Source organism: Suttonella sp. R2A3, assembly GCF_021513215.1.
GTDB lineage: Bacteria > Pseudomonadota > Gammaproteobacteria > Cardiobacteriales > Cardiobacteriaceae > JAHUUI01.
In genome coordinates, this window is record NZ_CP090975.1 from 248462 (window position 1) to 274050 (window position 25589).

The window sequence follows — 25589 nt, forward strand, 5'->3', positions numbered from 1 at the left end:
GGTTACCTTTAGTCGTATTGCTCGCGATATTTCTTCACAATGTGCAAAGCATAAATATTGAGCAAGAATGTGATGATAAACAGGGTTAAGCCAAGTGCGAACGCCGATAGCGTTTTCGCCGAATCAAATTCCTGGTCGCCGGTAAGCAGGGTGACGATTTGTACGGTTACGGTGGTCACGGCTTCAAACGGATTAATCGTTAAGTTTGCTGACAGACCAGCAGCCATAACCACAATCATCGTTTCGCCAATCGCGCGTGAGGCTGCGAGAATCACCGCACTAACAATTCCGGGAAGGGCAGCAGGCAGTAAGACTTTTTTAATCGTTTCAGAACGTGTCGCGCCCAGTCCGTAAGAGCCTTCACGCAGACTCTGCGGTACGGCATTAATCACATCATCTGAGAGCGAGGAAATAAACGGAATAATCATAATGCCCATCACCAGCCCTGCTGCTAACGCGCTTTCTGAAGCCACACCCAAGCCAATCGTTTCACCGAGGGAGCGGATGAGCGGCGCAACAGTCAATGCTGCGAAGAAGCCGTACACCACGGTTGGAATACCAGCAAGAATTTCCAGCATCGGTTTTGCCCAAGCGCGTACCGTATTAGAGGCATACTCAGATAAATACACCGCTGAGAGTAAGCCAATAGGGACAGCAACAATCAGCGCAATAACCGAAATCAATAATGTGCCGACGAGCAGGGGAATGACACCAAACGAGCCAGAACCACCAACTTGTCCTTCACGCATGGCTGTTTGAGGGCTCCAATGGGTGTTGAAGAAGAAATCCATCGGCGAGACTTTGCCGAAGAAGCGTACCGATTCAAACAGCACCGACAAAATGATGCCAAATGTGGTAAGTATCGCCAAACCAGCGCAAGCAATCATTACCCAGCGAACATATTTTTCAACTTGGTTGCGTGCACGATAATCGGCTTTTAAGCGGGTTAATGCCCAAAGCGCACCAAGAATCATAATAATGACGGCGATAACCGTGCGATAAGTACTTAGATTCGATTTAACCGCTTCATATTGCTCAGCAATGGGTTTGAATTTGTCAGCAATGCTGTTGGTTGCACCGGACAGATAATTGCCAACCGCATTAGCCGCTAGCGCTTGCATGCCTTCGTTATTTATTCCTGCATCAAGCATTAACCCATTCATGGCGTTTTTTAAGGTGACGTTCATGAACGGCAAGTAGGCAAAAATAAACAGCAAAACAGGTAGGAAAATCCATAGGAAGGCATAGCTACCATGGTATTGTGGCATTGAATGTAGGGTTTGTGTGTTGCGCAAGGCGATTGCACGAGTGCGAGCAACCCAATACATCAACAAACCCACTATAAAGGCTAAACCCAACAGTTGAAGGTTAGATAAATTCATCGTTTCCCCGATTTAAGATCATTCGGTTTGACGCATTAAGGCGCCACAGTGTGCAGCGCCTTAATGATCCTATGATGGTCAGAATTATAACGCTTCTACTTTAGCGCGAATTTCTGCCAATTCATCACCAGACAGTGGTACTAAGCCCGCTTGTTTGAGATAGCCATTGCTGCCGCTGGCATCTTCAGTGAGGAAGGCTTCAGCATATTCTTTAACCCCAGGAATAACCCCAACGTGATCATTCTTGATGTAGAAGAATAATGGGCGTGATAACGGGTATTCACCGCTAGCAATCGCATCAAACGTTGGCGCTACGCCATCAATGCTACTGCCTTGCACTTTGTCGGTATTTTCTTCTAAGAAGCTATAGCCGAAAATACCTAAGGCAGCAGGGTTAGCGACCAGTTTGTTAACGATCAAATTGTCGTTTTCACCAGCTTCGATATAGGCACCATCTTCACGAATGCCATGACAAACCGCTTTATGATCGTCTTTTTCCATCGCTTTGATGAACTCAAACGTATCACAACCGCCTTCAAGTGCTAACTCAGCAAAGGCATCACGGGTACCAGAGCTTGGTGGTGGACCAAGAACTTCAATATTCTGGTTTGGTAAGCTCTCATCGATGTCTGACCATTTTTGATATGGGTTATCAACCAGGCTATCGCTACCATCAGGGTTAGGGACTTTTTTACCTAAAGCAAGGTAGAGTTGCTGTTCGTTGAGGTTGTATTGCTCAGCATCTTTGCTGTTAGCAATCACAATCCCATCATAACCGACTTTAACTTCGGTGATGCTCTCGATGCCATTTGCTGCACACGTGTCAATTTCGCTTTGTTTGATAGCGCGTGACGCGTTGGTGATATCCGGATGGCTTGGGCCAAGACCCGCACAGAATAATTTCAAGCCACCACCTGAACCAGTAGATTCAATTTTAGGGGCCTTAAAATCGCTGGTTTTACCAAAATGTTCAGCGACCAACGAGGCAAATGGGTAAACGGTTGAAGAACCCACAATGCTGATGTAATCACGGCTTGATTGTGCCTGAGCGCCAGTTGACACAGCGAGTGCTAAAACAGCGCTAGAGAGAACGATTTTTTTCATCATATGCTCCAAGTGTTATGAGTGAATTAAAGCTCGGAGATAAGTGTAGGGAGAAAATGTGTCCGTTTTGTGTCAAGAATAATGACTTTACTAACCACCTAAAAACGCACAAAATTCTATGGGTTTATGGGCAATGTGCCGCAGAACACGGATAAATATTGAGTTTTACCCAACGATGTTCCCCTGATTTTGGGTCAATTTCGGTGATTTTGGCACTGAGTTTTTTGTGGCGCTTGAATAGCGTATGTACGGCGTTGGCGTCTTCGCTGGGAATGTAGCCAATTTTATTATTTTGCCAATACACCATAATCGCTCGAGGATCATGAGCGTTGTTGGGCTCAACCACTAAATCCAGCGCATCACCACGCTCCATAAATTGCGCAATATCGTGTGCGCGGTAGTATTGCAACCCGGCAATCGGGACACGTTCAATCACTGCTTTAGGGTGTGGGCGAATCCAGTTGAGCAGAGTATTGAGCATGATAAGTTTCCTTACGGTACTATGATTGGCCTATGATAACAAAAACTCAGATGATGGTTCGACAATGAGCAAAAAAATTGCCTGTATTTATAGCGGGGGTACGATGGGTATGTTGCCTTCTGCACAAGGATTACAACCTGATGCGGGGTTTCCCGATCGGCTACGCGCCGCTTTATCTGCCCCTGAACTAGCGGTGATTTCCCTATCACCATTGATTGATAGCGCTTCAGCAACCCCTGAGCAATGGCAGCAATTAGCCGATACGGTGTGCGAACATCAAGCGGCGTATGATGGTTTTGTGATTATCCATGGTACCGATACGCTTGCTTATTCTGCTGCCGCAATGGCAAACATGCTTGAAGGATTTGGCAAACCCGTGGTGCTCACTGGCAGTCAATATCCTTTGGGTACACCAGAGAGTGATGCGCTGAATAATATGCGTGGCGCGCTAGCTGCGGCGCAGGATTCTCGCTCAACGGTAGGGGTGTTTTTCTATGATCGACTGATGGACGGAAAAAGTGTGCGCAAAGTTCATGCGCAATCGCCGCAGGCTTTTTGTAGTGTCAATAGCGAAGATTGGGCGCATTGGTGCGATGGGCAATTACACTGGTTGGAGAACCTAGGTGGAGCACGATCAATGAGTGCGTACCTGCAAAGGCATTGGCAAGGCTTTCAGTCTCAATCGGTAGCGATGCTCTGGATTACTCCAGATATGCCACAATCGGTGTTTATGCCGGTTTTGACCGACCCTACGATAAAGGCGCTGGTTTTGGTGAGCTTTGGTAGCGGTAACGTTCCTGAACGTACAGACCTTCAGCAAGCGTTAAGCAATGCCGTAGCGCGCGGCGTGCGTATTATCAACGTCACCCAATGCCTGGGTGGTCGCGTTGAACAGGATACTTATGCAGCCGGCGCTGCTTCATTGGGTGTTGAAAGTGGGGATTATTTAACCCCAGAGGCCGCCTTCGTACGCCTGCATATTGATTTAGCGAGTAATTCAATTCAATAGAGCATTAAAGCGCGTTACACTGAGTTGTGCTGTTAATGCTCTTGGTTGCGGATGATGGCGCGTAGGATAAACCGGCTGGGGAACAGGTAGGCAAGCAGCGATCGTGGCACAGGCAATGGGGCGTTGGTCAGTAGGGCGCTGATCAGTTCGGCATTAAGAAATGCGTAGGTGCATCCCTTAGACCCAAGCCCGGCATGAATCAATAGATTAGGGTGGTAGGTTAATGAGCGCTCAATCTTTTTTCCAGCATCCCAACGCCAGCCGTCATAATGATATTCCGCGCTAGCGCTGGTTGCGATTGGCCCAACCAGTGGGAGATAATCACGTGTTCCGCCACGTACACCAACAAAATTGCCGATTTGCTCGCTCGCAACATCAGACCATGTGCTTTCTAAAAACGCACGATTGGCCGCATCATCCGCATCGCGAGGCTGATGATCAATGTCATACACGCCAAAGCTCGCCCCACAATACACGCGCCCGTTTTTCGCATCAGGAATAATCGTTTTATGACTGCAATGAATAAACGATGGGCTGTTAGCACTCTGATAAAGTGTCCCTTGACCACGAATCGCTCTGATGCCCTCAGCAACTGCTGGCTCAGGAAAGAGTGTTTTCTGCCAGCCGGTGCATAAAACCACGTGCGTGAAGCGCATATTATCGATGACCCAAGCATCAACATCGCGGTTTAACGCGTTCACTGCGTGATTTTTTTGGGTAATCAAAGGGTGGTCGAGTAACGCTTCACACAGCTGTGGTAGATCAATGGTGCCGCCGCGTGAAAACACGAGGTTATCACACGCATCGCTATGCCATTCGTCCCTATTTAATAATTGCTGGGCGATTAAGTTTTGATGTTTGCGCCGTTCGTGGTCGTTGGTGGCCGTACGCACGATGGGTAGCGGTTGATAAACAGATTTATCCTGATGCGCAAATTGCTGATAATAGCGCATCGCCGTATGCCAGGCAGTGAGTTGGTAGCGGCGTTGTGGGGTGTCTTCACGTCCTGGTTGCAGGTAGGGTACCGCAAGTGGTACATCACTGGCAGACGGGTGCAGTGTGTTATCAGCAAATACGGTTACGGGAATACCTGCTCGAGCGAGCGCTTGGGCGGTGGTCGCGCCTGCAATCCCAGCGCCAATAACAGCGACCTGTTTATCTGCATAATCTGCAGGCATATCTGTCCAGTGCGGCGGTGCGCACTTTGGTGCATTACATGAGCCACGCAACATATCGCGCTTACGGGCAAATCCACGGGCTTTTTCGATCGTAAACCCTGCGGCTTGTAAAGCCTCACGTACCACTCTTGCCGCACTAAAGGTTGCAAAGGTGGTTTGTGTATGGCTACAGCGAGAAAGTTCGTTACATAAGTTTTGCGACCAGCAGTCAGGGTTACGACTGGGGGCAAAACCATCTAAAAACCACGCATCAATTTGTGCGTGCAGTTCCGGTAACGTTTCTTTTACATCGCCGAGGATTAAGGTGAGGGTGATGCGTGGGTGCAGGCGGATTTGATGCCAGCCCGGATGATTGTGTGGGTATTGTGCGTATAAAGCGGCACGGCACTCGGCTAAATCCCATTCCTGCTGTACGGCTTTAAGGTCTTCTAAACACCAAGGATGCTTTTCAAAGCTGACATAATGCAAGCGTGCTGAGGTAGGCGCATGAGACAAAAAATGCGCAGCAGTGTTAAAGAGGTTGAGACCACTGCCAAAACCAATTTCGCCAATCACAAAAGGGTTTTGCTTCTGCCAAGCGGCAAAGCGTTCGCACAGATTATTTGCGTGAATAAAGGTATGGGTGCTTTCTGCCCATCCGTCATCTGGCTGATAAAAAATATCGTCGAATCTCTCACTATAAGGAGACCCATTGCGCCAATGAATGTTGGCGTACTCTAACAGCGCCATCAGGCTATATAATCTTGAATACTTTCTGCGTAGGCCTGTACTAGATCAGCGATACTGGCTTGTTCATTGACTGTGCTGGCAGACACACTCAATACCCGCCAATCAGGATGCCTTTCAAACAGATGATGTAATACCACATCGCGTTCACGATAGTCGCTACGCAGGTTGTGATAAAGTGGTGTCGGTAGATGGCGCATGGGTAAAGCCGAAAAATGATTACTGCGCTGTGAGTTTGTTTCAGGGGTGCGAATAATGTGTGCACGTTGCTCATCCGATAGCCCAGCATCAGTGCAAGCGAGCCAGGGTCGATCGATCATTACCCCTTGTGCGCCCGCAATGAGCGCCGCAACCACATCTTGCGCTTGCGGAAAATCGCCCCAAACGACGATTGGTCGATGGATATACTGACGCACCTGACTAAGTAAGGTGAGCGCAGGTTGTGCTGGTTCTGATAATGCGTTGTTAAAGCGGTAATGGATGCCACCGGCTTCGGTGCCTTGTAGGACAATGGTATGAATGCCAAAATCTTGCGCGACAATCGCTTCACTGACGCTGTGGCAGATCGCAAAGGTGTTAATGCCTGCTTGATGAATCGTTTGCAGGGTTTCGCGTTCAGGAACCCCGCGAGCGAAACCAATCGCACGTGGCTTATAATCGATGGCTAATTCAAGCAAATCCTGAAATGCCGCACCTTCAGGAATTGGAGAATAAGACACACCAAGCTGGTCATAAATGTGTCGTGCAGCGTCTTCGTTGATCTCTACAGAGGTGGTTTCAGGAAGCGCATGGGTAAAGCAAAAAGCTGGTGCCTGATGGTTTTCCTGGTACGCATCAAGTGCTGCATCGAGGCTATCGAATGTGCTCTGTGGGCCTAGCGGGATCATACCTAGCGCACCTGCTGCGCTAATGTGACCAGCAGCATGGGCATTAATTAAATCAAACGGTAGCGGCGCTTGCCATAATGGGCTTTTAAGCGCGAGTTGTTCCATTAAAGGGTTATTCATAGTCCTGATCACACTATCCTACTCATATATACAATGCATTATAACGATTGATGGGCAATGCGGCTAGCCATGAACGCGTAACAAGAGGATAAAAGATGGATCTGCTTAGATATTGAATTGCTACTTGGCATTAGCGTGTTGAACAACGATAATAGAGTTTTTGATCAATCGAATGGGAGCGCGAATGCAGCAAAGTTCTGTAGCGCTGTTTCGCACACAGTGGCCGTTAATGGGGCGGATTTTTTTGCTCGGAATGATGAGTGGCTATCCGCAAATTTTTGTTTTTTCTTTAGTTGCTGTCTGGCTTAAAGACGCTGGGTATTCATTGAGCGCCATCACAGCATTTGGCGCAATCAGCTTATTTTATGCTTTTAACTGGACGCTTGCGCCACTACTTGATCGCTATCGTGCGCTAGGGTTAGACCGTAGACGTTTTTGGTTGATCAGTATGCAAGCGATCATGTTGCTTGCGTGTTTGGTGGCAGCGATGGTTAATGCACAAGCGGCATTGTGGGCCTTGGTTGTCGCAACCCTGATATTGACCTTTTGTTCGGCGCTGCAAGATGTCGCTATTGATGCGCTGCGAATCGAGCTCACTCCGAAAGACCGTAACGATTTACTGTCCATGGGGGCGGGGTTTGCAACCGCTGGCTGGTATACCGGTTTTAGTCTTGGCGGTGCATTAGGTCTTGAGATTGTCGATGCGTTAAAGCAACAAGCGGTGCCGGTTGAGCTTGCTTGGCGTCAAGTCTATCTATATATGAGCGGCTTTTTTGTTTTAGCGATGATCCTATCTTGGCGGCTTTATCGCCCATCAAAACAGGCATCAGATGAGTTTGGTGTTGATCCGCAAACCGAGCAATTTGCCGATATAAAACAGTGGTTCCAGTCGGTCTTCCTTCGCCCATTTAAAGCGCTATTTTCCAGTCATGGGGTTCAATTTGCCTTGATGTTGCTGCTGTTTGTATTTTTATTCAAATTAGGCGAAGCATTTTTAGGGCGCACAGCGATTGTATTTTATAAAGATATTGGCTTTAGCGACAGCGAAATTAGCCGCTATGGCAAGATCATCGGCTGGGTGGTGATGATGGTGCTGTCGATGTTTAGCGGGGTGATTGCTGCTCGGATGGGGAGCTGGAAGGCATTAATGTTTGGCGGGATCGCTATGGCGGCAACGAATGTGTTGTTTGCTGTGCTTGCTTGGATAGGGCCCAAAACGTGGTTTTTAGCTTTTAGTGTGGTTGCTGATCAAATCACCACCGCATTTGCCACCGTTGCTTTTGTGGTGTTTATCTCAACGTTGTGCACGGATCGGCGTTTTACCGGCACACAATACGCGTTACTCGCCTCGTTAGCGAGTTTTTCGCGCATGCTACTGGCCTCATCGAGTGGCTATGTTAAGGAACACTGGCTGAATGATAGCTGGGTGTTATTTTTTATCATCACCGCGCTGATGGTCATCCCATCTCTGGTATTATTGTATTTTATGCGTGATCGGGTCGTCTCGATTGAGCGCCCTGGTGATTCTTAAGTTAAGGAGATTAGGCTGTGAGTGAGCAACCACAAGATCAAACGTGTCATGTGCTGATGATTGGTTCGGACATGGAATGGATGCACGCCTATACCAAAGCGCTACAGCGCTACTATATTGTTGAAGAACGCCATACGCATCGGCTGTGGCCCATTGAAGCGATGCTCAAAGAGCAAAAGCCGGATGTGATTCTTTTGCTGCAAGGAGCGGAGCTACCTAAAATGGATGCGCTGCGCCCAATATTGAAATCTTATAAACCCAGTATTCCCGTCATTGGCGTGGTGGGCGAGGATGAGCATTTAGATGTGATAATGCAAAGTGGGGTTAACTTTGCGATCGGTCATCAGGATCTACTCACCGCAGTACGCTATACGCAAACGCTGATGCGTTATAACACACAGCAATCACAATATCTCGAAACAGATAGCAAATGTCTAGCGGTTGAAAAGCTGTATAAGAATATCTATTCGCACTCCCCAGATCCCATTTGTTATGTACAAGATGGTTTGTTCATTGATGCTAATACATCTTTCCTTAATACCTTTAAATACCGCGATTTTTCCGAGCTTGAAGCGCTGACCTTGCTCAACTTGGTTGCGCCAAAGTCTGAAGGTAAAGTTCGTGAATTGCTTAAACAAGCGCATGAAAAAAATCATGTTCCCGTAGAAACGCTGTTAATGACTGATCGTGAAGGGACAAATTTTGAATTACGCTGTCGAACGTTAAAAGTGGATTATTTCGATCAGCCGACTGTGCAACTTCATTTTCGCGCTATGGATGCAAGCGGTGGTGGGTCAGCGACCGATCCGACCACCAACCTGCTCGGTTTATCGGCCCTCGTACAAGTGTTGCGTAATGAACAAAAACAGGGTGGTCGCTCAGAATTAGGCTGTTGGATTCATTTACTCGTCGATAATTATCGTGAAGTCTGGCAAAAAGATGGCTTTGAAGCGGCTGAAATCCTTTTGAGTTCGGTGGTTGAAGGCATCAACCGATTTTTACCCGCCAATACGATGACGATTCGCCATGGTGATGACGCGCTGATTATGTGGGCACGCAATGATAGTCATGAAACGCTTCCACGCCTAGAAATGTTAATCCAAGAGCTTTCTAAGATTGTCCCAGAAGGTATCGGTCGCTTGGTTCACCCTGTGCTCTATGCGGGTTTAGAAACCATTTACAGCGATACCGCTTATCAAACCTTGCTGACTCGTGCTTTTCGCGGTGCGCGCTCATTATCGATGACCCAAAGTACGACTAAGATTGCTGAAGGCAGCACGGGAGAACGTACACGTAAAGATGAGCGTCGGGTGGCTATGGTGCAAAAAATCATCGATGATCAACGTATTTTGCTGCATTATCAACCAATTACCGCACTGGAGCCGGATGGGGTAATACGTTTTGCTGATCGGCTCGCCTTAGCGTACAGCGCTGAGGATGATGAAGAAACTGAGATAGAAAGTGTATTAAGTATTGCAGAGCGCTATAGCTTGAGTGATCAAATTGATCGCATGAAAATCAATACGTTCTTGCAAGACTTGCTGTCCTATGAAGGTGATCAAAAAGCGGTTAATGCGTTTATCGGGTTGAGCGCAGCGTCTTTAGCGGATACTGAGTTTGCTAGCTGGATATTAAGTCAGCTTAAGCAAACCGGCATTAGTCCAGAACAGATGGTTTTTGAAATCAGTTTAGATGCTGCCGTTAATGCGTTCAGCGGCTCTTTAATCTTTACTAAGAAGATGGTTAAAGCGGGTGCACGTATTGCGCTGAGTAATATTGCGCGACTCGATGATGAGGTGTTGGAGTTGCTCCAGCATGTTAAACCGCAAGTGATTAAGCTTGATATGCGCGAGATAGATACCTTTGAAGACGAAGAAGAAGAGCGCTTTATGCAGGCGGTTAAAACCTGGGCAGAAAAAGCCGGGGCGATGATCATCGTTGATCATATGGAATCACCTGCGCAGCTGTCGCATGTCTGGCCGTATGATTTACAGTACCTGCAGGGCGATGGTATGGTTGGCCCGATTGAAGATTTCACCTTTAATTTTGACGAGCCGCTTTTTTAATTAGCTGATTTGATCACGCTTGATGATCCAGAGCTGCGGTTTGCCGTTGAGCTCACATGCATCTGCGATCAGATCAATAAACGCATAAAGTTCGGTCTCATTGATCTCAGAAGCAGGGCGTAAATCTAATAATAGATCGTCGCAGGCGTAATCGCTAAGCATATCCCACGCTGCGTCCCAGTTGTGACCAAAATAACCAGGAAATTGGCAAGACTCTGCTAATGCTTTGAGTAAGCCATATTTAGTTACTTCAGTGTTAATAGCAAGCTTTTTGGCCTGTGCTGGAGCTTGTTCATCCGAACTAATATAGTGAACAACAGCCATGATTAATCGACCTCTATTCGTTGGAAACTGCGGTAATGATCGGCCGTATAATAGAAAATTTCAGGTGGGTTGCCACCGGTCACAATGCGCCGTGCACCACGATCAGAAGCGCCAGGGGTTGGTACGGTATATTCTCGATAATAGCCATTAGGCTTTTCTGGCAGTAAGCCTTCACGGTTTTGGAAGGTGCTGCCATCACGACCGGGATAAGGAAATGGCCCGCCTTGTTTGATCTTTGCCACGGTGAGGTTGATCTCAGCATCATGGGTGATGATGCCACTGTTTTCAAGCGCTGTCTCGCTGGTAACCTCATTACCCAGCAAACGATCGAATTGTTGTTCAATCTGTGGCCAGAAACTGTAAAGAACCGCGGCAAGTGCAAGAACAATCAGTAGCTTAAACAGTTTGCTCAGCCAGCCTGTGCCTGTATTCATGGTCATAGGACTATGGGATGTATGGCGTGAACGGACATCATCTTTACGTCCCACCCAAGTGGCAGTAATTTTGTAATTGCCTTCGATTTGGGTGTCAAAAGAGACCATCATGCCTTCGCGTGGCCGACTCGGCAAATCCCATTTGCTGATATGGAAAAAGACGTCTTGACCGCCATCAGCAGGATGAATAAAGCCATATCCTTTAGGATCATTCCAATGAGAAATCGTACCTTTACGCATAAAATCCGTCCACTTCCATTGTTTTAAGGATAATTAGGTTCTGATGATGGGTTAGTGCACAAATCTGGGCTCTACATAAACCCAAACATTCATGATAGTCCGCGTAATCACAGACACATCGCCTTCTATGCTAAAAATTATTGACTAATAAAGAGAACGCAATATATAACATAAACAAGCCGATAATCACTTCAATTATACGCCAAGTCCGTGGTTGTGCAAGCAGAGGGCGTAACAGGCGTGCACCATAGCCTAATGAAAAGAAAAAGACAAAAGAAGCGAGTGTTGCACCTAAGGCAAACGCCATGCGCTGATCACTGAATTGATTAGCCACGCTGCCAAGCAATAACACGGTGTCTAAATACACATGCGGATTAAGCCAAGTTAGCGCCAGTGCGATAAGTATTATTCGTTTTTTTGAGGAGGTTTTACCACTAACCAGCAAAGCTTCTCCACCGAGCCAGGCAGCGCGAAATCGTAACAGTGCATAAAGCAATAAAAAAATCGCACCAAAATAGCGCATTAGAGTGGCCAGTGACGGGGCAAACTCGGCAATCGCACTCATCCCAAAAACCCCAACATGGATGAGTAAGGCGTCAGAGATTGCGCAAATCAGACACACCAGAAATACGTGTTGGTGTAATAGGCCTTGGCGAAGCACCATCACATTTTGCGCACCTATCGCAAAAATCAGCGAAAGTCCTAGGAAGAATCCGCTACTCGCGGCGCTGATCAAGCGTTAATTCCGGCTGTTTCATACGCTTGGGCAAGAGTGAATGCGCCATCATAAATAGCACGACCAACGATAACCCCGGCAACCGCTGGCTCTGCATCACGTAATGCGGCGATATCGGATAGAGATGAAACGCCTCCGGAGGCAATCACTGGAATATCGGTTGTACTGGCTAAATGGGTCGTTTGCTCTAGATTAACCCCGCCCATCATGCCATCTTTGGCAATATCGGTATAAATAATGGCGGCAATCGTTTCCCGGCTAAACTGCTGCGCTAAATCGGTGGCTTTTAGGCTAGAAACGCTTGCCCAGCCGTCGGTTGCGACAAAGCCATCTTTGGCATCGAGCCCTAAAATGATTTTTCCCGGATAACGATCAGCTAAATCAGCGACTGCTTGAGGATCGGATGCGGCTTTTGAGCCAATGATGCAATAGCGCACACCTAAATCCCAGTAGTGTTTCGCGGTTTCTTCATCACGAATTCCACCACCAATTTGCAAAGGTAAGTCAGGAAAGCGTGCTGCAATCGCGCGAACCACATCAGCATTTCGTGGACTACCAGCAAAGGCACCATTCAGATCGACGAGATGAAGACGGGTTGCGCCTTGTGCTACCCAATGTGCTGCCATCTCAACAGGGTCATCTGAGAATACGGTGGCATCTTGCATGCGTCCTTGTTTTAAGCGCACACACTGACCATCCTTTAAATCAATTGCTGGAATAGGGAGCATGAAGAGTCCTTAGGCTGAATAAGCAAATTATTATGCCGAATTTTTTACACGATGCAAGCAATGCACTATACTGCGCGCCCATCAGGATTAATCATGGTGATAAATGATTATTCTAATGACACACAATCTTTCGCAAATCTATTATTCGCGATATTTTAGGGGAAACTTTATGAACGTAGATCAAGCACTTATCACCAATCCCGGACTCAGCTTTGGCGTCATTATGGCCGTTTTGGGTTTGATTTTTTACACTTCAGCAAAAACCTCCGGCTTTTGGGCAAAGTTTTATCATCATATTCCGGCCTTATTACTGTGTTATTTCTTGCCTGGCTTATTAACCACTACCGGCATTTTAAGTCATGACAGCGGCGATAAGATTTATTACATCGCTTCACGCTTCTTACTGCCAGCAAGTTTGGTTTTGCTCACTTTAAGTGTTGATTTGAATAAAATCATTGGCTTAGGCTGGAAAGCGATCGCGATGTTTTTTACCGCGACGATCGGGATTATGCTCGGTGGTCCTTTTGCGGTGTGGCTATTCCACACCATCGCCCCTGATTGGGTGGCTGGTGATCTTTGGAAAGGGTTATCAACCCTTGCCGGTAGCTGGATCGGTGGTGGTGCGAATATGGCCTCGATGAAAGAACTGCACCAAGTCAACGATACCTTATTCGGCACCATGGCGGTGGTTGATGTAATCGTTGCTGAATTTTGGCTGATTGCTTTACTGTTCATGGCGAAGAAATCAGAAGGCATTGATCGCTGGTTAAATGCTGATACCACAAGCATTGATGACTTAAAATACACCGTAGAAAAATATCAGACAGAAAATGCGCGCCTGCCAAGTTTGAATGACGTGATGATAATTTTAGGGATCGCGTTTTTTATTGTCGGGCTGGGTCACCTTGCTGGTGATGTGATCGGTGGGTATTTTGCGCAGTTCTCTTGGGCGAAAGAATATAGCCTATCAAGTGCGTTCCTATGGTTGGTTTTAACCGCGACTATTGGCGGGATTGGCTTGTCGTTTACCCGGCTTCGTGATTACGAACACGCCGGCGCTTCGAAAATCGGTTCAGCGTTTATCTATATCCTTGTGGCGGCTATTGGTATGCACATGGATTTGACAAAAATCTTAACCCACTGGCAGTTGGTGTTGGTTGGGTTTGTGTGGATTCTGTTCCACATTACGTTGCTGTTTATCGTCGCTAAACTGATTCGTGCACCGCTGTTTTTCTTAGCGGTTGGCTCGAAAGCGAACATCGGTGGGGCAGCCTCAGCGCCAGTTGTGGCTGCTGCGTTCCATCCATCACTAGCGCCAGTTGGTGTATTACTCGCGATTTTAGGCTACGCCGTGGGTACTATTGGTGCTTATCTCACAGGTGAGATGATGCGTTTGGTTGTTGGTGGCTAATCTTAACTTTAAACTAAAAAAAGGATCACAATGACATCAAGTTGTTATTTGAACTATAGAGTCACCTCGTTACTCCCGTTTGCATTGTTACTGCCTATGTTTGCCCAGGCGGAAAATTCTGCACAACTAACAGATATCGAGATTGTTGGCGATAAGCCAATAATCGAGGCCTCGCAAATATGGACGGGTAATGTTGATAAAGTGGACGCCAGCACTTTGCGTGCAGTGCGTGCAGTATCTCTTGGGCAGACGCTGGAAAAACAAAGTGGCGTGCACAACCAGAATATGGGACCAAATAACGGTTTGCCACAAATCCGTAGCCTTAGTGGTAATCGTGTGCGCCTGCTGCAAAACGGTCTGGATGTTTCCGATATGTCTGCTATTAGTGGCAATCTGGCGGTGCCTTTGGATGTTTCGCTAGCTGAAGAGATTGATGTGTATAAATCGTCTGCCTCGGTGCTGTATGGGGGTAATGCGGTGGGTGGTGCGGTGGATGTACGCACGCGTTTTATCCCCTCTCAGCTGCCTGATAAAGCCATCGGTGGCACAGTAGATATTAGCAAAGGGTTTAATGCGCCCAATAGCGGTCAATTTTCACTTGACGGTAAAATTAACGAGCGTGTGGCCTGGCATGTTGATGGCGGTATACGCAAAATCTCACGCTATCGTATTCCAGGTAATGCTAAAGCGGATATTTGTTACGATAAATTTTCTGTCGGTTTGCGCTACGAGCTGACTTGGTTGTGTCAGACGCAAAGAGATTTCCATGATTGGATTGTTAATAAGGCCTATTTTGCTTATGTGAATCATCTTCCGAACGGTGAGAGCATATACAGTAAAAGACGCGGTCGTGGCTTTGTTCCGAATAAGGATTATGTTCCTGGTACCCAACTTCCTTATTTACCGAATATTGATAAAGCTATCATCGTCGACGTAGTGCCGCAGAAGGTGGGTGAAATCCCCAACAGCCATTTTGAAAGCAAAAACGCTTCAGCCGGTATCAGTTATGTCGGTGAACATGCTTCTGTAGGCATTGGTGTCAGTCGTTATCTAACTGGCTACGGGGTTCCCGGGTTTGCTTCACGCGACACATGGACGGGGAACTCTGCTGATGGTCTGTTGCCAGCCAACGTGCGTGCTGAGCAGACACGCTGGGAAATTCAAGGCGAATACCGTCCGCAGGTGGTGTGGGCTGACAGCATACGCCTGCGCCTGGCCGATACCCGTGCCGATAATCAAGAATATTTGGGTGATGTGTTTGCCGGTAGCCTTAATGCGCGCACGCAACAGGCACGCACTGAGTTTTACCACAATATACCAGCCGCAGTATACATTGACGGCGTTGTCGGCGCCGATTGGCGTTACCGTCGCACAGATGGTGGCGGTGCTGACCGCTATATTGGCGATACCAGTAGTCGCGATTATGCATTTTTCATTGCCGAAAAAGCACAGTGGCGTGGTTTAACTGCCGGTTTTGGTTACCGTGTTGGCAAAGCGCAGCGAAATTTACATGCTACTGAAGGTTATAAGCCCAGCCGTGGCCGTAACATGGTTATCGAAAAACCACAGCGTGAATTCACTTTGCACGACTACCAGCTTAGCTTTAAATGGCAGCCTAGCGATATCTGGTTTGCACAGGTGCAGTATAATTATGGTGAGCGCGCACCTGATATCAACGAATTATTCAGCAACAATCGTCATTTCGCCATCTTCACCAATGAACACGGCAATAGCACACTCAACAAAGAACGTATGAATAATTGGGAGTTTTCCAGTGGGCTAAAATGGCATGATTTAGGGCTGACTATAACCCATTATCGTACCGATTTTCGGGATTACCTCTACCTGGCGGCGACGGGTACGGAACGCTATAACATGCCTTATAAAGAATGGCGTCAGGGAGATACTGCCATCCGTGGGTTTGAAACCGAGCTGAACTACAGTTTTGACAGCGAACAATGGGGACAGTGGCAAGGACGATTATTTGCTGATTGGGTCAAGAATATGCCCATACGTAACGACGACAATGGCTACCGCGTGCGTAATGAAGGTGATTACATGCCTGGATTACCGACTAACCGCTATGGAGTAGGGTTAAATTGGCAAAAAGATGGCTGGCGCGTATCTACCAGTCTGACCCGATTCACCGAGGCCAAGCATTTGGGTAAAATCTTAAATACCGAAACGCCACTGGGTTCCTACAATACATTAGATGCTTATGTGAGCTACAGTCTTGACAAAAATGACATAAAATGGGAATGGTATCTGGACGGACGTAATCTCACTAACGCTAGTGCTCGTGCGTACAATTCACCACTCAAATATCTATCACCATTGCCGGGACGTTCGCTTAGCACAGGGGTAAAAATACATTTTTAGGGCCATCAAGCTGACAATATATCGCCCGGTTAAAAAGATCGGGCGGTATGGTTGTTTTTAGATGATTCTATTCAGATGGACAAAAAGTTGCGATAAGCAGATGATGATGCTGCACTCATGCGATAGGATGTGCGTTTTTATGCAAGCGCTGAGCAGACGAATATGGCAATGCACTGCTTGTCTTCCCGGAATATAGGAAAATCCGCTAATATTTTGCGCGCGTCCTTGTGTTAAGCACAGCCCGGAAGTTTTCTAAATTAAATCGTTAGGGTAAAAAAACGCGTCAAGGCTGCCAATCAACGAAATTGGCGAGAAAGCGTAATCCAGCGTCGCTGGATTTTTCCGGATGCGCTTGTAAGCCGGCAATATTATCGCGGGCGATGGCCGCTGGAAACGTGCAGCCGTAAGTGGTTTCGCCAATGGTGTGTTCGCTGTCATGCAGATGGTAGCTGTGCACATAGTAAAAGTGGCTGTGATCGGCAATCCCTGACCAAAGCGGGTGCTTAGCGGTTTGACTAATCGTGTTCCAGCCCATATGCGGGATTTTAATCGGCTGCTGTTGGTCTGTGAGTTCGGTGTCAAAGCGCACCACTTGACCGTCAAATAAGCCTAAGCCGTCAACGCCACCATTTTCCTCACTATGTTGCATCATTAGCTGCGGACCAATACAAATGCCTAAAAACGGTTTTTCTTGTGCCGCAAGCAGCAGTGGATCAATCAAATCGAGTGTTTGTAACTGTGCCATACACGCGGCAATCGCGCCTTGTCCAGGCAGTAAAATACGATCAGCCTTGCTGATGCCACTAGCCTCAGTGGTTAAGAATATATCAGCCTGAGGGGCGACATGCGCCAATGCTTTACAGACGCTGTGTAAATTCCCCATACCATAATCAATTACCGCAATGCGCGTCATAGACAGCCTTTAGTCGAAGGCATTTGCCCACTGGCGCGCTCATCCAGGCTACATGCCATGCGTAGGGCACGTCCAAACGCTTTAAAAATCGTTTCGATGATATGGTGATTATTGATGCCGCGCAGGTTATCGATATGGATGGTTGCACCGGCGTGATTGGCAAATCCTTGGAAAAATTCAAAAAAGGTTTCACTATCGACATCGCCGATCTTATCGCGACTAAAATGGGCGTGGAAATGCAGTCCTGGGCGGCCAGAAAAATCAATGACCACTCTTGAGAGCGCCTCATCGAGCGGGACATAGCTGTGTCCATAGCGGCTGATCCCACGTTTATCACCTAAGGCTTGAGCCATTGCTTGACCAAGGGCAATACCGCAATCTTCAACGCTGTGATGACAGTCGACATGTAAATCGCCGCGGCATTGAATATTAAGATCAAACAAGCCATGACGAGCAATCTGCTCGAGCATATGATCAAAAAAGCCGATGCCGGTGTTTAAATCGGCGTTACCTGTACCATCAAGCTGTAGTGATACGTCGATTTGGGTTTCGTTGGTTTGGCGAGAAATACTGGCTTGTCGAGTCATGAATATTGCCTACGCTTAAGTGTTAACGATGAAAAATTCATTATAACGATAAGTACGGGACAGGCAAATAAATTGCACCACAGGTTATTCGCCGCTGCCATACCCCATGCTTTGGATGATTTGATCATCGTCGCGCCAATTCTCACGCACTTTAACCCAGGTGCGCAACATGACTTTTTTATCCACTAAAGTTTCCAGATCGCCACGTGCACGCTGTCCAACAAGTTTAAGCGTTTTACCACCTTTACCAATCACCATCCCTTTTTGACTGGCGCGCTCAACCAAAATCGTCGCATCGATCTGAATCATCGAATCTTCTTCGCTGTAGCGCTCAATAATGACGCCTAACTCATAGGGCAATTCCTGGTGAAGGTAGCGAAAGAGTTTTTCACGAATGATTTCTGCAGCCATAAAGCGCATGCCGGCGGTGGTGATTTGCTCTTCTGGGAACAACCACGGCTGCTCAGGCATATACTGCGCTAAACTGTTTTCAAGCGCGTCAAGATTATGCTCGTGCTGTGCTGACACAGGCACGATTTCTTGCCAATCAGCGCGTTCTTGGATCTCACTTAACGCGCTAAAGAGGGTGCTTTTATCTTTACAACGGTCAATTTTATTCAGTACATGGATTTTTGGTAGCTTGAGCGCGTTGATGCTTTCAGCGATATGCGTATCTTCTGCCGTCCAACGCGCAAATTCGCTAACATGAATAATCGCATCAACGTATTCCATCGATTGCCAGGCCGCACGGTTCATCTGGCGATTGATTGCTTTTTTGCGTTCGTCGTGAATCCCGGGGGTATCGACAAAAACAATTTGCGTCTCACCGCGTGTATAGATGCCGAGCAGGGCGTGGCGTGTGGTTTGCGGCTTATTCGAGGTGATGGCGATTTTCTGGCCGATTAAATGATTGATCAGGGTTGATTTGCCCACATTTGGGCGACCAACAACGGCGATATAGCCAGCACGGGTTAAAGGAGTATTCATGAGCGGTTTAGGTAATGGTTGAGTAGGTTTTCAGCGGCTTGCTGTTCCGCTTTTTTGCGGCTGCTGCCGCGTGCAGACAGAGTGAACTGTTCGCTGCTCACCGACACTTCAAATTCGCGCGCGTGTTCAGGCCCTCGCTCGTCGGTGACTTCGTAGCTTGGTAGTGGCAGCCCACGACCTTGTAAATATTCCTGCAAACGCGTTTTGGCGTCTTTTAAGCTTTCTGCGGATGGTAAATGTTCAAGCACTTCGGCAAATAGCGCTAAGGTAAATCCACGACAGGTGGCAAAATCGCTATCAAGATAAACCGCGGCTATAATCGCTTCGATGGCATCCGCCAAAGTTGATTCACGACGTGCGCCGCCGCTTTTCATTTCCCCAGAACCCAGTAATAAATAAGCGCCAATATTGAGCGATTTAGCGAGTTTGGCCAGTTGGTTGCGGTTAACAATGCTTGCGCGCACCCGAGTCAGATTACCCTCAGGCTCATACGGCAGGCGAACAAATAATTCGGCGCTGATGATGGTTTCTAACAGGGCATCACCAAGGAATTCAAAGCGCTCATTATGCTCAGCGCTGTGACTACGATGGGTGAGCGCCTGTTTGAGGAGCGCAGCGTTTTCGAAGGTGTGTGGTAGCTGCGATTCGAGGCGCTGCCAGTCGCTCGCTTTATTCAATGGAATTCCCGATACGACCACATTCACCTTCACCCAACACGCAGTCGCTATTCATCCAGATAAACAACGCTTTACCGACAATATTGTCTTCCGGGACAAAGCCCCATGGGGTTTTTGACAGCGGATTATTATTATTCCACATCCGCCCATCACGCGAGTTATCGCGATTATCGCCCATCACAAAAAACTGTCCTTCTGGAACGACAAATTCTCCTTGAGAGCGGTTACGCGCACGCTCATCGTGCGCGAGTTGCATGATGTGTGGACGACCATCTAATTCTTCGCGATACCAATCAAACAATCCTTGCTCTTCCACTAAGGTTAAGGTTTGTTTCTCATCATTAATGCTAACAATACCATCAGCAAAGCGAATTTTATCGCCAGGCAAGCCGATCACGCGCTTGATATAATTGACCGCAGGATCATTGGGATAGCGAAAGACCATCACATCACCACGTTCGACATTGCCAACTTCGATGATTTTGGTATGGATGACCGGCAGGCGTACACCATAGGCAAATTTGCTGGTGAGGATAAAATCGCCGGCTTGTAAGTTCGGTTCCATCGATGCTGAAGGGATCTGGAAGGGTTCGTATAAAAATGAGCGCACAAACCAGACGATGAATAAAATCCAGAATAGCCCACTAAAAAACTCAATAAACTTTTCCTGCGGGTAGCAAGGGCGTTTGAGCCAAAGTAGTTCATTTCCTGCTAGCGGTTGTTTTTGTTCTAATTTATGCGCAATATGTTCATAAAGTGCTTTGTGCTTTTTCTTCAGTCGAGAAAAATTGAGCGCATTTAAGCGTTCGCTATAATCGTGGCGATCGGTTGCATCTTCAGCACGATTTTTAAACACGCGCTGCAAGCGTTTACGCTCTTTGCGATAGCTCATGCCATCAATGATATAAAAGATAAAACACACCACCACAGCGAGGGTGAGTATGAGTTCAAAATGCTCCATAAAGGCTTGCATTGTGGCTCCTAATTACTGTTGTTATCGACTTTAAGTACGGCAAGAAACGCTTCCTGCGGAATTTCTACGCTGCCGACTTGCTTCATGCGTTTTTTACCCGCTTTCTGCTTTTCTAATAATTTACGTTTACGCGACACATCACCACCGTAGCATTTCGCCAATACGTTTTTACGCATCGCTTTAACCGTAGAGCGCGCAATGATATGTGTGCCAATAGCAGCCTGAATAGCAACTTCAAACATTTGCCGAGGAATGAGCTCTTTCATCCGTTCAACCAATTCACGGCCGCGAGGCTGTGCCTGCTCCTTATGGACAATCACCGACAAGGAGTCGACTTTATCGCCATTAATGAGGACATCCAAGCAGACCAGTTTTGCCGGCTCAAAGCGGAGAAATTCATAGTCAAATGAAGCAAAACCACGACTGACTGATTTTAAACGGTCAAAGAAGTCCAAGACCACTTCACTCATCGGCATCTCAAACTTGAGCTGCACCTGCCCACCAGCGTATTGCATGTCTTTTTGCACGCCGCGTTTTTCAATACACAAGCCTATCACAGCACCTAAATAGTCTTGCGGGACGAGAATATTGGCGGCAATGATTGGTTCGCGAATTTCAGCGATTTCATTGGGTGGTGGAAGTTTGCTTGGGTTATCGATCGGCAGGATCTCACCATCGGTGGTTTGAACTTCATAGACCACTGTTGGTGCGGTGGTGATCAAATCGAGATCATATTCACGTTCCAGCCGTTCTTGGATGATTTCCATATGTAACATACCAAGAAAACCACAGCGGAAGCCAAAGCCAAGCGCTTGAGAGGTCTCTGGCTCGTAAAACAACGACGCATCATTGAGGCATAATTTAGATAAGGCTTCGCGTAAATCCTCGTAGTCATCTGACTCAACCGGGAATAAACCGGCAAAAACCCGTGGTTGCACCTGACGAAAACCGGGTAAGCGTTTTTCGGTCGGGTTGGCGGCGTCCGTTAATGTATCGCCAACCGGCGCGCCGTTAATATCTTTAATCCCAGCAATCACAAACCCAACTTCCCCCGCCTTAAGCGCATCGCGTTCAAGGGGTTTTGGGGTAAAAATCCCGAGTTTAGTAATTAAAAACTCATCGCCTGTGCTCATCACACGCATTTTTTGTTTGACCTTTAACGCACCGTCAAAAACACGCACTAGAGACACAACCCCAACATACGGATCAAACCATGAATCAATAATTAGCGCCTTCGCTGGCGCTTCGGGTTCACCTTTCGGTGGCGGGATTTTCTCAATCAATTGCTCAAGCAGTTCTTCAATACCAATACCGGTTTTCGCACTGACTTGTAAGGTGTCTTCAGTATCTAGGCCGATAATATCTTCAATTTCCTCCATCACACGAATAGGCTCGGCAGAAGGGAGGTCGATTTTGTTGAGCACTGGTAAGACCTCTAAGTCTTGCTCAATCGCGGTGTAGCAATTTGCGACACTTTGCGCTTCAACGCCTTGCGCTGCGTCAACGACTAACAAAGCCCCTTCACACGCATAAAGAGAACGCGAGACTTCGTAAGAGAAGTCAACGTGTCCTGGGGTGTCGATAAAATTCAGCTGATAGGTTTGTCCATTTTTGGCCTGATAATTTAATGAGACACTTTGCGCTTTGATGGTAATCCCACGCTCACGTTCCAAGTCCATCGAATCTAAGACTTGGGCCGCCATTTCGCGCTCGGTCAGGCCACCACAAACCTGGATAAAGCGGTCAGAGAGCGTTGATTTGCCGTGATCGATGTGGGCAATGATGGAGAAGTTACGAATATTCTGCATAATAAAGCGTTATAAAGCGGTTATCGGTAAAAGGCGCATAGTATAGACAAATCCGACCTTTACTGCAGCATATTGTGTTGCGATGTGGTAAATCTCTGATTATAGCGAGGACGTATCTTTTTCTATGCTCGTTGATCAAGCCCATTGCAGGCGTTTATTAGGCATTAGTTTGATCAATAGGGAGAAGTTTATGTTGCACAATATTCTTATTCTAAAGTGATTTCTATGAGAGAGGTGCAATAGTGGCGGTTTTTTCTTACAATGATTGTTTTGATTTTTGAGTTTCTCAATGACCTCATCCCATTCTCATGACAACTGGTTGGTGCAATTGCGCCGCGGGTTCACCGATTTATGGTTTTTGCTCTCGATCACGCTCGGGATCGGTTTATTATTGGTTTTGCTCGGTTATCACGCAGGCGACCCCGGCTGGAGTACGTCTGGTGGCGGTGAAGCGCAGCACTGGTTTGGTGCAATAGGCGCTTATCTTGCTGATGCGCTGCTATCTCTATTGGGTTATGGCGCTTATTTTATCCCGATCGGTCTGATATTAGTCGGCTGGCAGAGTGCTAAAACGGCACAACTCAGTATGGAGCGCTTAGGGTTTAGCGTGCTCAGCTTTGTCGCGGTCACCATTGCGCTATGTGGGATTTTAACCTTGCACTGGGACAAGCCAATAAACAGCATCGCGGTGACTGGCGGAGGATTTTTAGGGCAGATACTTAATATTGAACTCTTAAGTCGTCTGCAATTACCGCTCGTGATGGCAATCTATAGTGTGATTGTCCTTTTTGGTTTAACCATCTTACTCAGCATTCGTTGGGGTACGGTGTTAGAAAAAATTGGTTCAATGGTGTTTTTGGCAGGCGCTGCGATTATTGCCTGGTTTGGCTTAATGGGTAAAAAACGTGGCGTTGATGCCTCAGAACCACCAAGCAGCCAAGCTGAAGCTGACCAACGCCGCTTGGATATTAAGCAACGTTTAGAGCCCTTGCTTTCCCTTGAAGACGAGGATGATGCGGCATTAAGTTGGCAGGATTATCAATCTGAAGAGTTCGGTGAATATTTAAGTACAGAACCTCAAGATCAAGAACCACGATTATCAAGCTTTGGTACTCAGCCAGAGGTTGAAGACGCGCCGATGGAACCATCTTTATGGGGCGATGATGGTGAGCTTGTTATAGAGGAATCTGACAGTGCTGAAGCAGAGCCCGTTTGGCCAGAAGTAACAGCACAAGAACCGCCAGCTCCTATTGATGATGGCTTTGATAATTTAGTTGATGAGGTTGAAGAACGCCCAGCGGCAAGTGTGACTTCAGGACAAATGCGAGTGCGTATGCCACAGGGCAGCCAATCGCCGATGCCCAAAACGACCGGCCAACAGCAAGAGGGCGTTTATCAACTCCCGCCATTATCGCTTTTATCCACGCCGCCACCTAGAGAGAACCTCTATAGCGGCGATGAAATTGAAGCGATGAAAACGCAGGTTGAAGAAGCATTGCGTAATTATCGCTTAGATGTTCAGGTGGCTAATGTTGCGGTTGGCCCAGTGGTCACACGCCTAGAACTCGACCTCGCTCCAGGCATCAAAGTCAACCAGGTATCTAATTTAGATAAAGATTTGGCGCGATCGTTATCAGTACCTAGCGTACGGGTTGTGGATGTGATTCCCGGTAAACCGTATATTGGTTTAGAAATCCCGAACCGCAAACGGGAAACCGTGCATTTGCGCAGCGTATTAGAGTCTAGCGCGTATCGCGCGCAAAACTCACCATTAACCTTGGTGCTTGGTGGTGATATTGCCGGGCAGCCAGTGGTGGCAAATTTAGGCAAAATGCCGCATTTACTGGTCGCTGGTACGACCGGTTCGGGTAAGTCAGTGGCGATTAATGTCATGCTCGCCAGTATGCTGTATAAAGCAAAACCGGATGAATTGAAGTTGATTTTGGTTGATCCAAAGATGCTTGAAATGTCGATGTATGAAGACATTCCACATCTGCTCACGCCAGTGGTGACTGACATGAACGACGCAGAAAATGCATTGCGTTGGGCGGTTGCCGAAATGGAACGCCGCTATCAACTGATGGCAGCGATGAAAGTGCGTAGCATTGCCGGGTTCAATGAACTGATCGCTGAAAAAGAAGCCCAAGGTGAACGCCTTGATGATCCATTGTGGCGTGCTGAAGACTATTTAGGCATTGCCCATCGTCCACCGAAGCTGGAAAAACTCCCGTTTATCGTCATTGTGATTGATGAGTTGGCCGATATGATGATGGCGGTCGGTAAAAAAGTGGAAGAACTGATTGCGCGGATTGCACAAAAAGCACGTGCGGCTGGAATTCATCTCATTTTAGCCACCCAGCGTCCGTCAGTGGATGTGATTACCGGTTTGATTAAGGCCAATGTACCGACACGTATTTCATTCCAGGTATCGTCGAAAATTGATTCACGAACGATTATCGACCAACAGGGCGCTGAAAGCCTGCTCGGTAATGGCGATATGCTCTTTGTGCCGCCGGGTAGCGCGGCACCACAGCGTGTGCATGGTGCGTTTATCAATGACCATGAAGTTGATGAATTAACAACCTTTATTAAATCACAAGGCACACCTGATTATGAGGAAGCGATTGTCAGTCCAGTGGCGGCTGAAGATCTTGGTGCTTTTGGCGCGAGCGAAAAAAGCAATGACCCTGAACAAGATCCGAATTATGACGAAGCGGTAGCACTCGCTGCTGAGCATGGCACAGTGTCCATCTCATGGTTGCAACGACGTCTGGGTATTGGTTATAACCGATCTGCTCGGATTGTTGAGGCGATGGAACGCGCTGGGGTTGTTTCAGCACCAGGCGGTAATGGAACGCGTAAAGTGTTAATCAGTAAGCCTAAAGATGATTTTTGATGAGGACATTGT

21 protein-coding genes and 1 pseudogene are annotated in these 25589 nt (G+C 47.4%); 6 read left to right on the forward strand and 16 right to left on the reverse strand.

Features of this window, described 5'->3' with window-relative positions; translation table 11 throughout:
• Positions 1-8: 8 nt before the first annotated feature.
• The 3 genes from pstC to L0B52_RS01280 form a co-directional block, all read right to left on the reverse strand.
• Positions 9-1382, reverse strand: a complete 1374-nt coding sequence (gene pstC, locus L0B52_RS01270) for a phosphate ABC transporter permease subunit PstC (protein WP_235064730.1) — start codon at positions 1380-1382, stop codon at positions 9-11.
• An 84-nt stretch (positions 1383-1466) separates the two neighbouring features.
• A complete protein-coding gene (locus L0B52_RS01275; RefSeq protein ID WP_409202303.1) occupies positions 1467-2486 on the reverse strand; it encodes a substrate-binding domain-containing protein in 1020 nt (339 codons plus the stop codon).
• 124 nt (positions 2487-2610) lie between these two features.
• Positions 2611-2967, reverse strand: coding sequence for an HIRAN domain-containing protein (locus L0B52_RS01280; RefSeq protein ID WP_235064732.1), 357 nt, complete (start codon positions 2965-2967; stop codon positions 2611-2613).
• A gap of 64 nt (positions 2968-3031) precedes the next feature.
• On the opposite strand from L0B52_RS01280, the gene L0B52_RS01285 reads away from it, so the two are divergent.
• Positions 3032-3976: an asparaginase gene (locus L0B52_RS01285; protein WP_235064733.1), complete on the forward strand. Its 945-nt coding sequence runs from the start codon at positions 3032-3034 to the stop codon at positions 3974-3976.
• Between the two features lie 32 nt (positions 3977-4008).
• On the opposite strand, the gene mnmC is transcribed toward L0B52_RS01285, so the two are convergent.
• The gene (gene mnmC, locus L0B52_RS01290) at positions 4009-5883 is read right to left on the reverse strand and encodes a bifunctional tRNA (5-methylaminomethyl-2-thiouridine)(34)-methyltransferase MnmD/FAD-dependent 5-carboxymethylaminomethyl-2-thiouridine(34) oxidoreductase MnmC (protein ID WP_235064734.1); all 1875 of its coding nucleotides are present in this window, start codon (positions 5881-5883) and stop codon (positions 4009-4011) included.
• A complete protein-coding gene (locus L0B52_RS01295; protein WP_235064735.1) occupies positions 5883-6887 on the reverse strand; it encodes a nitronate monooxygenase in 1005 nt (334 codons plus the stop codon). Before L0B52_RS01295 ends, mnmC begins: the two co-directional genes overlap by 1 nt.
• Before the next feature lie 184 nt (positions 6888-7071).
• Here L0B52_RS01295 and L0B52_RS01300 point away from each other — a divergent pair, with 184 nt between their 5' ends.
• Together L0B52_RS01300 and L0B52_RS01305 are read left to right on the forward strand one after the other, a co-directional pair.
• Entirely contained in the window at positions 7072-8418 is a 1347-nt protein-coding gene (locus L0B52_RS01300) for an MFS transporter (RefSeq protein WP_235064736.1), read from the forward strand.
• A gap of 17 nt (positions 8419-8435) precedes the next feature.
• Positions 8436-10484, forward strand: a complete 2049-nt coding sequence (locus tag L0B52_RS01305; protein WP_235064737.1) for an EAL domain-containing protein — start codon at positions 8436-8438, stop codon at positions 10482-10484.
• Here the strand turns inward: L0B52_RS01305 and L0B52_RS01310 are convergent, their stop codons facing one another.
• The 5 genes and pseudogenes from L0B52_RS01310 to hisA all read right to left on the reverse strand — a co-directional run bounded on the left by L0B52_RS01310 (position 10485) and on the right by hisA (position 12946).
• Positions 10485-10808, reverse strand: coding sequence for a barstar family protein (locus L0B52_RS01310; RefSeq protein ID WP_235064738.1), 324 nt, complete (start codon positions 10806-10808; stop codon positions 10485-10487).
• Between the two features lie 2 nt (positions 10809-10810).
• Positions 10811-11152, reverse strand: a complete 342-nt coding sequence (locus L0B52_RS09675; RefSeq protein WP_409202304.1) for a ribonuclease domain-containing protein — start codon at positions 11150-11152, stop codon at positions 10811-10813.
• Positions 11153-11353: 201 nt separating this feature from the next.
• Positions 11354-11482: pseudogene (locus L0B52_RS09680) on the reverse strand (cold-shock protein); the annotation flags it as partial.
• A gap of 130 nt (positions 11483-11612) precedes the next feature.
• The gene (locus L0B52_RS01320) at positions 11613-12215 is read right to left on the reverse strand and encodes a LysE/ArgO family amino acid transporter (RefSeq protein WP_409202305.1); all 603 of its coding nucleotides are present in this window, start codon (positions 12213-12215) and stop codon (positions 11613-11615) included.
• Entirely contained in the window at positions 12215-12946 is a 732-nt protein-coding gene (gene hisA, locus L0B52_RS01325) for a 1-(5-phosphoribosyl)-5-[(5-phosphoribosylamino)methylideneamino]imidazole-4-carboxamide isomerase (RefSeq protein WP_235064741.1), read from the reverse strand. Before hisA ends, L0B52_RS01320 begins: the two co-directional genes overlap by 1 nt.
• Before the next feature lie 169 nt (positions 12947-13115).
• Here hisA and L0B52_RS01330 point away from each other — a divergent pair, with 169 nt between their 5' ends.
• On the forward strand, positions 13116-14357 hold the full coding sequence (locus L0B52_RS01330) for a DUF819 domain-containing protein (protein ID WP_235064742.1): 1242 nt from the start codon (positions 13116-13118) through the stop codon (positions 14355-14357).
• 48 nt (positions 14358-14405) lie between these two features.
• Positions 14406-16736, forward strand: coding sequence for a TonB-dependent receptor (locus L0B52_RS01335; RefSeq protein WP_235064743.1), 2331 nt, complete (start codon positions 14406-14408; stop codon positions 16734-16736).
• 283 nt (positions 16737-17019) lie between these two features.
• On the opposite strand, the gene hisH is transcribed toward L0B52_RS01335, so the two are convergent.
• From hisH to lepA, 6 genes are all read right to left on the reverse strand, one after another.
• The gene (gene hisH, locus L0B52_RS01340; protein ID WP_235064744.1) at positions 17020-17649 is read right to left on the reverse strand and encodes an imidazole glycerol phosphate synthase subunit HisH; all 630 of its coding nucleotides are present in this window, start codon (positions 17647-17649) and stop codon (positions 17020-17022) included.
• Complete coding sequence (gene hisB, locus L0B52_RS01345; protein ID WP_235064745.1) at positions 17646-18236, reverse strand: imidazoleglycerol-phosphate dehydratase HisB; 591 nt, start codon at positions 18234-18236, stop codon at positions 17646-17648. The genes hisH and hisB overlap by 4 nt, the downstream gene beginning before the upstream one ends.
• An 84-nt stretch (positions 18237-18320) precedes the next feature.
• The gene (gene era, locus L0B52_RS01350) at positions 18321-19223 is read right to left on the reverse strand and encodes a GTPase Era (protein WP_235064746.1); all 903 of its coding nucleotides are present in this window, start codon (positions 19221-19223) and stop codon (positions 18321-18323) included.
• Positions 19220-19900, reverse strand: coding sequence for a ribonuclease III (rnc, locus tag L0B52_RS01355; RefSeq protein ID WP_235064747.1), 681 nt, complete (start codon positions 19898-19900; stop codon positions 19220-19222). The genes era and rnc overlap by 4 nt, the downstream gene beginning before the upstream one ends.
• Positions 19893-20873, reverse strand: a complete 981-nt coding sequence (gene lepB / locus L0B52_RS01360) for a signal peptidase I (protein WP_311195341.1) — start codon at positions 20871-20873, stop codon at positions 19893-19895. Before lepB ends, rnc begins: the two co-directional genes overlap by 8 nt.
• A gap of 8 nt (positions 20874-20881) precedes the next feature.
• Entirely contained in the window at positions 20882-22681 is a 1800-nt protein-coding gene (lepA, locus tag L0B52_RS01365) for a translation elongation factor 4 (RefSeq protein WP_235064748.1), read from the reverse strand.
• A gap of 289 nt (positions 22682-22970) precedes the next feature.
• On the opposite strand from lepA, the gene L0B52_RS01370 reads away from it, so the two are divergent.
• The gene (locus L0B52_RS01370) at positions 22971-25577 is read left to right on the forward strand and encodes a DNA translocase FtsK (RefSeq protein ID WP_235064749.1); all 2607 of its coding nucleotides are present in this window, start codon (positions 22971-22973) and stop codon (positions 25575-25577) included.
• Positions 25578-25589 lie beyond the last annotated feature (12 nt).

Coding starts and splice junctions, on each gene's coding strand:
- L0B52_RS01285 (WP_235064733.1), top strand. CDS start 3,032: ATGAGCAAAAAAATTGCCTGTATTTATAGCGGGGGTACGATGGGTATG.
- L0B52_RS01310 (WP_235064738.1), bottom strand. CDS start 10,808: ATGGCTGTTGTTCACTATATTAGTTCGGATGAACAAGCTCCAGCACAG.
- L0B52_RS01295 (WP_235064735.1), bottom strand. CDS start 6,887: ATGAATAACCCTTTAATGGAACAACTCGCGCTTAAAAGCCCATTATGG.
- L0B52_RS01300 (WP_235064736.1), top strand. CDS start 7,072: ATGCAGCAAAGTTCTGTAGCGCTGTTTCGCACACAGTGGCCGTTAATG.
- L0B52_RS01275 (WP_409202303.1), bottom strand. CDS start 2,486: ATGAAAAAAATCGTTCTCTCTAGCGCTGTTTTAGCACTCGCTGTGTCA.
- L0B52_RS01330 (WP_235064742.1), top strand. CDS start 13,116: ATGAACGTAGATCAAGCACTTATCACCAATCCCGGACTCAGCTTTGGC.
- lepB (WP_311195341.1), bottom strand. CDS start 20,873: ATGCAAGCCTTTATGGAGCATTTTGAACTCATACTCACCCTCGCTGTG.
- L0B52_RS01370 (WP_235064749.1), top strand. CDS start 22,971: ATGACCTCATCCCATTCTCATGACAACTGGTTGGTGCAATTGCGCCGC.
- hisA (WP_235064741.1), bottom strand. CDS start 12,946: ATGCTCCCTATTCCAGCAATTGATTTAAAGGATGGTCAGTGTGTGCGC.
- mnmC (WP_235064734.1), bottom strand. CDS start 5,883: ATGGCGCTGTTAGAGTACGCCAACATTCATTGGCGCAATGGGTCTCCT.
- era (WP_235064746.1), bottom strand. CDS start 19,223: ATGAATACTCCTTTAACCCGTGCTGGCTATATCGCCGTTGTTGGTCGC.
- hisH (WP_235064744.1), bottom strand. CDS start 17,649: ATGACGCGCATTGCGGTAATTGATTATGGTATGGGGAATTTACACAGC.
- pstC (WP_235064730.1), bottom strand. CDS start 1,382: ATGAATTTATCTAACCTTCAACTGTTGGGTTTAGCCTTTATAGTGGGT.
- L0B52_RS01280 (WP_235064732.1), bottom strand. CDS start 2,967: ATGCTCAATACTCTGCTCAACTGGATTCGCCCACACCCTAAAGCAGTG.
- hisB (WP_235064745.1), bottom strand. CDS start 18,236: ATGACTCGACAAGCCAGTATTTCTCGCCAAACCAACGAAACCCAAATC.
- lepA (WP_235064748.1), bottom strand. CDS start 22,681: ATGCAGAATATTCGTAACTTCTCCATCATTGCCCACATCGATCACGGC.